This is a genomic window from Pseudomonas tremae, from assembly GCF_001401155.1.
Classification (GTDB): Bacteria; Pseudomonadota; Gammaproteobacteria; order Pseudomonadales; family Pseudomonadaceae; genus Aquipseudomonas; species Aquipseudomonas tremae.
Genome location: NZ_LJRO01000467.1, coordinates 76,877 through 84,968 on the forward strand (window position 1 = coordinate 76,877; position 8,092 = coordinate 84,968).

8 protein-coding genes are annotated in these 8,092 nt (G+C 57.0%); 3 read left to right on the plus strand and 5 right to left on the minus strand.

Features of this window, described 5'->3' with window-relative positions; translation table 11 throughout:
- Positions 1-44: 44 nt before the first annotated feature.
- From ALO43_RS26200 to hemJ, 3 genes are all read right to left on the minus strand, one after another.
- Positions 45-821: an SDR family NAD(P)-dependent oxidoreductase gene (locus ALO43_RS26200; protein ID WP_024690864.1), complete on the minus strand. Its 777-nt coding sequence runs from the start codon at positions 819-821 to the stop codon at positions 45-47.
- A 56-nt stretch (positions 822-877) separates the two neighbouring features.
- The gene (locus ALO43_RS26205; protein WP_054998387.1) at positions 878-1,807 is read right to left on the minus strand and encodes a DUF805 domain-containing protein; all 930 of its coding nucleotides are present in this window, start codon (positions 1,805-1,807) and stop codon (positions 878-880) included.
- Between the two features lie 97 nt (positions 1,808-1,904).
- Positions 1,905-2,333 (minus strand): protoporphyrinogen oxidase HemJ, encoded by a 429-nt coding sequence (gene hemJ / locus ALO43_RS26210; protein WP_005896864.1) that lies wholly within the window; start codon positions 2,331-2,333, stop codon positions 1,905-1,907.
- Between the two features lie 133 nt (positions 2,334-2,466).
- On the opposite strand from hemJ, the gene argC reads away from it, so the two are divergent.
- Positions 2,467-3,501, plus strand: coding sequence for an N-acetyl-gamma-glutamyl-phosphate reductase (argC, locus tag ALO43_RS26215; RefSeq protein ID WP_005896868.1), 1,035 nt, complete (start codon positions 2,467-2,469; stop codon positions 3,499-3,501).
- A gap of 106 nt (positions 3,502-3,607) precedes the next feature.
- Positions 3,608-3,958, plus strand: coding sequence for an iron-sulfur cluster insertion protein ErpA (gene erpA, locus ALO43_RS26220; protein ID WP_002551953.1), 351 nt, complete (start codon positions 3,608-3,610; stop codon positions 3,956-3,958).
- Positions 3,959-4,021: 63 nt separating this feature from the next.
- On the opposite strand, the gene ALO43_RS26225 is transcribed toward erpA, so the two are convergent.
- Positions 4,022-5,116 (minus strand): anhydro-N-acetylmuramic acid kinase, encoded by a 1,095-nt coding sequence (locus ALO43_RS26225; RefSeq protein ID WP_005896872.1) that lies wholly within the window; start codon positions 5,114-5,116, stop codon positions 4,022-4,024.
- Between the two features lie 3 nt (positions 5,117-5,119).
- On the minus strand, positions 5,120-6,541 hold the full coding sequence (locus ALO43_RS26230) for a peptidoglycan DD-metalloendopeptidase family protein (RefSeq protein ID WP_054998388.1): 1,422 nt from the start codon (positions 6,539-6,541) through the stop codon (positions 5,120-5,122).
- A gap of 201 nt (positions 6,542-6,742) precedes the next feature.
- On the opposite strand from ALO43_RS26230, the gene tyrS reads away from it, so the two are divergent.
- Complete coding sequence (tyrS, locus tag ALO43_RS26235; protein ID WP_005896877.1) at positions 6,743-7,942, plus strand: tyrosine--tRNA ligase; 1,200 nt, start codon at positions 6,743-6,745, stop codon at positions 7,940-7,942.
- Positions 7,943-8,092: the final 150 nt, after the last annotated feature.

Here is an 8,092-nt window from a genome sequence, read left to right on the forward strand (position 1 = left end):
CCCGAGTGTACTGAGCGAGGTACGAGTAGCCCAGTCGTTTGTCGTCAGCGCGGGCAGAATTTCTTGTTGATGTAGCCGCTGATCTGCCGCGCCAGCCAGCGCGAAACCAGGCGCGGGCTGAGCGTCCAGAACCTGTTGCTGAAACCTGGAATGATGACTGCGCGGTTTTTTTCCAGCGCACGCACGGTGTACAGCGCAACTTCTTCAGGGCTCATCAGGTTGTCGACGTTCACCTGTAGCTGCGCGGTGCGGAAAAAAGCCGTTCTGGTTGGCCCCGGGCACAATACCGAGACCTTGACCCCGGCCTTCTTCACCTCTTCGCGCAGCCCTTCGGAGAAGTGCAGCACGTAGGCCTTGCTCGCGTAGTAGGTGCTCATCCACGGCCCAGGCTGGAAAGCCGCCACCGAAGCGACATTGAGTATTTGCCCACCGCCCTGAATAGCCATGAGGTTGCCAACGGTATGGCACAGGCGCGTGAGGGCCAGAATATTAAGGTCGATCAGGTCTTGTTCGGCGCCCCAGTCCTGCGCCAGAAAGGGGCCGCAAGTACCAATGCCGGCGGCATTGACCAGCAAGTCGATCTGATGCGCACCGTCTTCCAGCTCCAGCAGAAAACCTGACAGTCTTAGCGGCTCGCCCAGGTCGCATGCGCGAAACAGTACTTCGACGCCAAAGCGTTGGGTCAGCTCCAGAGCAATCGTTTCCAGAAGATCGCGTTGGCGTGCGACCAGGATCAAGCTGCGACCACGGCGTGCCAGCGCCTCGGCCATCGCCAGGCCTATACCGCTGGAAGCACCGGTGATCAGGGCGTAACGGGTCATGCATTTCTCCATTGAGCGTGTTGCGCCCGGCGTTGCGCCGAACCGTGGGCCGTCTGTTACTGGCTGCTGTTGTCTTTGGGCTCTTGGTAGACATCCTCCGGCGCCGTCAAGGCACTGTCCTTGTCCTCTTCATCGTCGTAGGGCAGGGATTGCTCATACTCATCGGTCTGCAGCGCCAGTTCCGCCTGAGCGAGTTTGCCGATGCTGTAATAGATACTGGCCACCGAAATAATCGGGATCATGACAATCCAGATAATGCCCAGCACCTTGACGCCCCGCGTGTTGGGCGGCGGCGGTGGACCAAACTGATTTGGGCCTCGTGTGCCGGGCAGCAGCATCATCAGGAAGGGGAACAACGTGCCTACAAAGGGCACCAGATTCAACAGCAAGAGCCAGCCTGACCAGCCAAGATCGTGCAGCCTCTGTACGCCTATCATCACGCCGATTGTCATGAACACCACCACCAGGACCGCGATCAGCAAGCCTCCGCCGACCAGCGACCAGTTCAGGACCATCAGGGCAAGCGCCATCAACGCTACCAGGGTGACGCACTGAACCATGCTCCATGCCAGAAACCGCAGGCGGCCGATGCGCCCGTGAGTGGTGAAGACCTTGAGCGTCGAATGCCCATACTGCTCATTGACGACCTGCGCCTTGGGTGGCGCATACGGAGAGGCGTCCGCGGGCGCCTGTCTGGCGGGCGACCAGGGCGTGGCCTGAGTGGAGACTTCATCGAGATTGAGGCTGATCGCCTCATCGGGCTCGAGATAGGCTTCAACACCCGCGTTTTTCAGAGCGTCGATGTAACGTTCGGCCTCCGCCCGGACCAAGCCGCGTTTGAGCGCTACAGGTTCACCGTTAAACAGCTTTTGAACAGCCGCCGTTTCGCTCTTGAACAGTCCGGCCAGGTTGGCCTGTGCAGTTTCTGGCTCTACGCCGTCACGCACCTTCCCTGCAAACATGATCTTGAAAAGGGTTTCGGTCATACAGGGCTTCCTTGTCTTGAGTTAGGAGCATTCGAGGATTGCTCTGCCCATGCAGAGCGTCCTTTCATGGTCCGAATACGCACGGTGTGATAACCGATCAGAACGGTCGGACGATAACCAGAATGACCACGGCGATCAGGACCAGTACCGGAATTTCATTGAACCAGCGATAAAACACATGGCTGCGGCCATTCTCGCCACGGGCGAAACGCTTGATCTGCGCGCCGCACACATGGTGGTAACCGATCAACAGCACCACCAGCGCCAGCTTCGCGTGCATCCAGCCCTGGCTGAAGTAGCCGCTGGGGTTGAAGCTGATCAACCAGCCGCCGAAAATCAGCGTGGCAATCATTGCTGGCCCCATGATGCCGCGGTACAGCTTGCGTTCCATTACCTCGAAACGCTCACGGCTGACAGCGTCTTCACTCATCGAGTGATAAACGAACAGCCTTGGCAGGTAGAAGAGGCCTGCAAACCAGCAGACCATTGAAATAATGTGCAGCGCTTTGATCCATAGATAGAGCATTTTTAGTTATTCCCAGGTTCACGGTGGCCGAATAGTAGTGTCTTGTGCATCCATACGTCACGTTGTCGGTTGTCGCAGACGCCATAGGCTCCTATTATCGACCGCTTTCCAGTTGTTTCGTTGAGGGCAGGTTATGGTCAAGGTCGGTATCGTCGGCGGCACGGGTTACACCGGTGTCGAGCTGCTGCGTCTGTTGGCACAGCATCCGCAGGCAGAAGTGGTGGTTATTACCTCTCGCTCGGAGGCCGGTCTTCCAGTCGCCGACATGTACCCGAACCTGCGAGGCCATTACGACGGCCTGGCGTTCAGCGTGCCTGACGTTAAAACCCTGGGCGCTTGTGACGTCGTGTTCTTTGCCACGCCTCATGGCGTAGCCCATGCCCTGGCAGGTGAGCTGCTTGCCGCAGGCACCAGGGTCATTGACCTGTCTGCCGACTTCCGTCTGCAGGACTCGGAGGAGTGGGCCAAGTGGTACGGCCAGCCCCATGGTGCGCCGGAGCTGCTGAAGGACGCGGTTTACGGGCTGCCTGAAGTCAATCGCGAGCAGATAAAAAGCGCGCGCCTGATCGCCGTGCCGGGTTGCTATCCGACTGCTACCCAACTGGGCTTCCTGCCGTTGCTTGAAGCAGGCATTGCCGATAACACTCGCCTGATTGCCGACTGCAAATCAGGTGTGAGTGGCGCTGGTCGCGGGTTGAGCATTGGCTCTCTGTACTCCGAGGCCAACGAGAGCTTCAAGGCTTATGCTGTAAAAGGCCACCGTCACTTGCCTGAAATCACTCAGGGCTTGCGCCGCGCCGCAGGTGGGGATGTCGGCCTGACCTTCGTTCCGCACCTGGTGCCGATGATTCGGGGCATTCACTCCACGCTGTATGCGACGGTCACTGATCGCTCCGTAGACCTGCAGGCGCTTTTCGAAAAGCGCTACGCCGACGAGCCTTTCGTGGATGTCATGCCGGCGGGCAGTCATCCAGAGACTCGTAGCGTACGCGGCGCCAACGTTTGCCGTATCGCCGTGCACCGTCCGCAGGGCGGCGATCTGGTTGTGGTGCTTTCGGTCATCGACAATCTGGTCAAGGGTGCGTCGGGTCAGGCGGTTCAGAACATGAACATCATGTTTGGCCTGGATGAGCGTGCAGGGCTGTCCCATGCGGGAATGATGCCTTGAAGGGGGCGCTGAGGCGTTGCCGCGCAAATAGTTGACCGATTTTCTAGGAGAAGCGGATAATGCCGTCATTACGCATTACGACGGCTGATGCCGGGAGATATCTGACATGAGTGTTGAATCCTTCACGCCTACGGCTTTGGAATTCACCCCAAATGCAGCGCACAAGGTGAAAACCCTGGTCGACGAAGAGGGTAATGACCGCCTTAAACTGCGTGTATTCGTTACAGGTGGCGGTTGCTCAGGCTTTCAGTACGGCTTCACGTTTGATGAAGACGTGGCAGACGACGACACAATCGTCGAGCGAGAAGGCGTCAGCCTGGTGGTCGATCCGATGAGTTTCCAGTATCTGGCTGGCGCGGAAGTCGATTATCAGGAAGGGCTTGAGGGTTCGCGATTCGTTATCAAGAACCCGAATGCATCGACTACCTGTGGTTGCGGCTCTTCGTTCTCGATCTGACGGGGCCAGCTGTAACAAAAACGCCGCTCATACGAGCGGCGTTTTGCGTTTTGCTTTCAGGATTCAGGCCGGATAGATTGCGCCGAGAACCCTGCGGCCCTTGGCGCCGGTGACCGTTGGCCGGTTGGCAGGTACGCCTTCAAGGCAGCAATGAGCGAGCCAGGCAAACGCCATCGCCTCTACCCAGTCAGGGTCGACGCCAAACTTCTGAGTGCTGTTGACCTCGGTATCAGGCAACAGCTCGGCGATACGTTGCATCAAGGCCGCGTTGTGCGCGCCGCCACCGCAGACCAGCAGTTGCGTGGTGGTCGCTTGTGCGGATTGCAGGGATTCAGTAATTGTCAGCGCCGTCAGTTCCAGCAGCGTGGCTTGTACATCTTCCGGTGCCAGCGTCGGTAGCTGGAACAGATGATGATGCACCCAGCCCAGATTGAATACTTCCCGGCCTGTGCTTTTAGGGCCCTTGGTCAGGAAGAATTGATCGCTGAGCAGTTTTTTGAGCAGGTCTGGGTTGACCTTGCCGCTCGCGGCCCACGCGCCGTCCTTGTCATAGCTTTCGTGGCGCTGCGACTGTATCCACGCATCGAGCAACACGTTGCCCGGACCGCTATCGAAACCCTCGACCGGTCGATCAGACTCAATCAGGCTCAGGTTGCTGAAGCCGCCGATATTCAGCACAGCGCGGTGATTTTTGTTGTCATCGAACAGCGCTTCGTGAAAGGCAGGCACCAGCGGTGCGCCCTGACCTCCAGCAGCAATGTCGCGACGACGGAAGTCGCTTACCACTGTTATTTCGGTCAGTTCGGCCAAGAGGGCGGGGTTGCCGATCTGGATGCTGTAGCCGCGAGCAGGCTCGTGCCGAATCGTCTGGCCGTGGCTGCCAATGGCGCGTATCTGACCAGCGACCATGTTCTGCTCTTTAAGCAAAGCCAGAACACCCTCTGCGACCAGGCGGCACCACTTCTGTTCCGCAATGGCTGCGCGAGCGAGCTCATCCGCGCCGCTTGAGCAAAGCGCGAGTAATTCCGCATGCAGGTCTTCCGGCATTGGAATGTAGTGAGTTGCCAGCAGTTTTGATCGGTCATCCTGCTCCAGCAGGGCGATATCAATCCCATCAAGGCTGCTGCCGGACATCACACCTATATAGAAGTAGGCCATGGATTACCTTTTATTCGAGGCCAGCGTGGTGGCCTTTTCCTGATCCATGCGCGCCATCAACGGTTGGCTTTGCTGCATGAACCGCTGTTTTTCGGATTTGGCGATCGGATCCGCCATCGGAAGCTTCTGACCCAATGGGTCTACGTGTACGCCATTGACCTGAAATTCATAGTGCAAGTGCGGGCCAGTCGACAGACCGGTCGTTCCAATATAGCCGATCACTTGGCCTTGCTTGACGGAACTGCCCGTTTGCACGCCTTTGGCGAAGCCCTGCATGTGACCATACAGCGTGCGATAGGTGTCGCCGTGCTGGATAATTACGGTATTGCCGTAGCCGCCGCGACGGCCTGCCAGCAGTACCTTGCCATCGCCTGTGGCCTTGATTGGTGTGCCGCGTGGCGCTGCATAATCGACACCTTTGTGTGCACGGATCTTGTTCAGGATCGGGTGTTTGCGGCCCATCGAGAACATCGAGCTGATGCGGGCGAAATCAACCGGGGTGCGGATGAAAGCCTTGCGCATGCTGTTGCCGTCGGCGGTGTAGTAATTGGTAGTACCTTGCTTGCTGGTGTAGCGAACCGCAGTGTAAGTCTTGCCCCGATTCGTGAAGCGCGCGGCCAGAATGTTGCCGGTGCCGACGCTCTTGCCGTTCACCACTTTCTGCTCGTACACCACGTCAAACTGGTCGCCCTTGCGGATGTCCTGAGCGAAATCGACGTCGTAGCCAAAGATATTGGCCATGTCCATCGTCATGCTATGGGTCAGGCCTGCGCGCTGTGCTGACTGGGACAGGGAGCTGTTGATGACGCCGTGTACATAGACATTGCGCACATTGGGCTTGCTGATTGCACGGTTGAACGCAAACCCTGTGGCCGTTTTCGAGAGGCTGATGGTCTCGAGTTCGCTGAGTTTGGTATGCAGCTGCTTGAGCTGGCCGTCCGGCGTAAGCTCGAACTGCAGAGTCTGACCGTTCTGCAGCTTGCTGAATTGCTTGGCCTGTTTGTCGCTGGCCAGGGCTTCATGGACTGCCGCGGCCGGCAGACCAACCTTCTCAAACAGAGTCGAAAGGGTATCGCCTTTACTGACAGTGACTTCCCGGTGAAGCGGATCCTTGGCAACTGGAGCCTGTTTTTCGGCTTCAGCCTGCGCGGTTTCAGTGTCTGGTGCCTGTTCGGCGGCGTTGTCGATTTGAGCGAATGGCGATTCGGTGGTTTCAGGTGTGGCTTGAGTGGCTTCTGGAGCGTCTTGGTCTTGTACGTCCTGATCCGGCATCTCCAGATCAAGGGCAAGGTTCGTTCGTTTGGCTTCCACTTCGCTTGAAGGGAAAACCAGGAGAGCCAGGCTCAACAATGCGGCGATGCCGCTTGCAGCGAGCAGGTGACTCTTCGGATAAAGCGGGGGCGCTTTAGGCGGTGTGTCTTTCATAGGTAATTTGACTTTGAAAAAGGTGAAATGGAAAAGATGAATGACATGATGAAGATGAAATAACTGTATAAAATATAACCAAAACCTGCTCGAAGCAACCCTTGCCGCGTATCAGTCACCGATATGCAGGTGAAGGCTGGGCAAAACTTGTAATTGGGCTCTGATCTTGTAAGGTTGAGCCCCTTTGAATTGGGGGCTGAAATGAAGTCGGTTGAAGAACAGCTGGCGCTTATAAAGCGCGGTGCAGATGAACTCCTGGTCGAGGCCGAGCTGGTCGAAAAGCTCAAGCGTGGTCAGCCACTGCGTATCAAGGCCGGGTTCGACCCGACAGCACCTGATCTGCACCTGGGGCATACCGTCCTTATTAACAAGCTGCGCCAGTTTCAGGATCTGGGGCACCAGGTCATATTTCTGATCGGTGACTTCACCGGCATGATCGGCGACCCTAGTGGCAAAAGTGCCACGCGCCCGCCGCTCACGCGTGAGCAGGTTCTCGATTACGCAGAGACTTACAAATCTCAGGTTTTCAAGATCCTTGACCCCGCGAAGACCGAGGTGGCCTTCAATTCGACGTGGATGGATAAACTCAGTCCGGCTGATTTTATTCGTCTGTCTTCGCAATACACGGTTGCGCGGATGCTTGAGCGTGACGATTTCGACAAGCGCTATAAGAGCAATCAATCCATTGCCATCCACGAGTTTCTTTACCCGCTGGTGCAGGGGTATGACTCGGTAGCCTTGAAGGCTGACGTCGAGCTGGGCGGCACCGATCAGAAATTCAACCTGTTGATGGGGCGTGAGCTTCAGCGTTCGTACGGGCAAGAGCCGCAGTGCATTCTGACCATGCCTTTGCTGGAAGGGCTGGATGGCGTGAAGAAGATGTCCAAGTCTCTGGGCAACTATGTCGGCATTCAGGAAGCGCCAGGCATTATGTACAGCAAGCTGGTATCGATCCCGGATTCATTGATGTGGCGCTACTTTGAGCTGTTGAGCTTTCGCTCCATGGAAGAGATCAATGGCTTCAAAGCCGATTGCGAGGCGGGCGCCAATCCGCGGGACATCAAAATCAAGCTGGCTGAAGAGCTGGTTGCGCGTTTTCATGGAGAAGAAGCGGCAGCCAGTGCGCATCGTTCTGCCGGTAACCGTATGAAGGAAGGCGAGCTGCCGGAAGACCTGCCGGAGATATCGGTAGCTGCCGCTGAGGATATGCCTATCTCGGCCGTCCTTAATAAGGCGGGGCTGGTTAAGAATGCTGCAGTTGCTCGTGATCTGCTGGCGTCCGGCGGCGTACGTATAGATGGTGAAGTGGTAGACCGCAGCTTTGTATTCAAGCTGGGCGCTACTCATGTATGCCAGGCAGGCAAGAAGGCTTTTGGGCGTGTCACACTCGTTTCGGCATAAAGTTCAAATTAACGGTTGACGCCCTCTGTGATCTGTCTATAATTCGCCCCACTTCCGGCGCAGACGGAAACGAAAAAGCCTTGTAGATCAATAGGTTGCAAGGCTTCGGAGTGAGGAGTCAGCGAGGGAAGAGGTCGAGTCTGCAGTGAT

What these genes read in the sequence shown, in the direction of transcription:
- ALO43_RS26200 (WP_024690864.1), bottom strand. Translation starts at nt 821, where the DNA reads ATGACCCGTTACGCCCTGATCACCGGTGCTTCCAGCGGTATAGGCCTG.
- ALO43_RS26205 (WP_054998387.1), bottom strand. Translation starts at nt 1,807, where the DNA reads ATGACCGAAACCCTTTTCAAGATCATGTTTGCAGGGAAGGTGCGTGAC.
- hemJ (WP_005896864.1), bottom strand. Translation starts at nt 2,333, where the DNA reads ATGCTCTATCTATGGATCAAAGCGCTGCACATTATTTCAATGGTCTGC.
- argC (WP_005896868.1), top strand. Translation starts at nt 2,467, where the DNA reads ATGGTCAAGGTCGGTATCGTCGGCGGCACGGGTTACACCGGTGTCGAG.
- erpA (WP_002551953.1), top strand. Translation starts at nt 3,608, where the DNA reads ATGAGTGTTGAATCCTTCACGCCTACGGCTTTGGAATTCACCCCAAAT.
- ALO43_RS26225 (WP_005896872.1), bottom strand. Translation starts at nt 5,116, where the DNA reads ATGGCCTACTTCTATATAGGTGTGATGTCCGGCAGCAGCCTTGATGGG.
- ALO43_RS26230 (WP_054998388.1), bottom strand. Translation starts at nt 6,541, where the DNA reads ATGAAAGACACACCGCCTAAAGCGCCCCCGCTTTATCCGAAGAGTCAC.
- tyrS (WP_005896877.1), top strand. Translation starts at nt 6,743, where the DNA reads ATGAAGTCGGTTGAAGAACAGCTGGCGCTTATAAAGCGCGGTGCAGAT.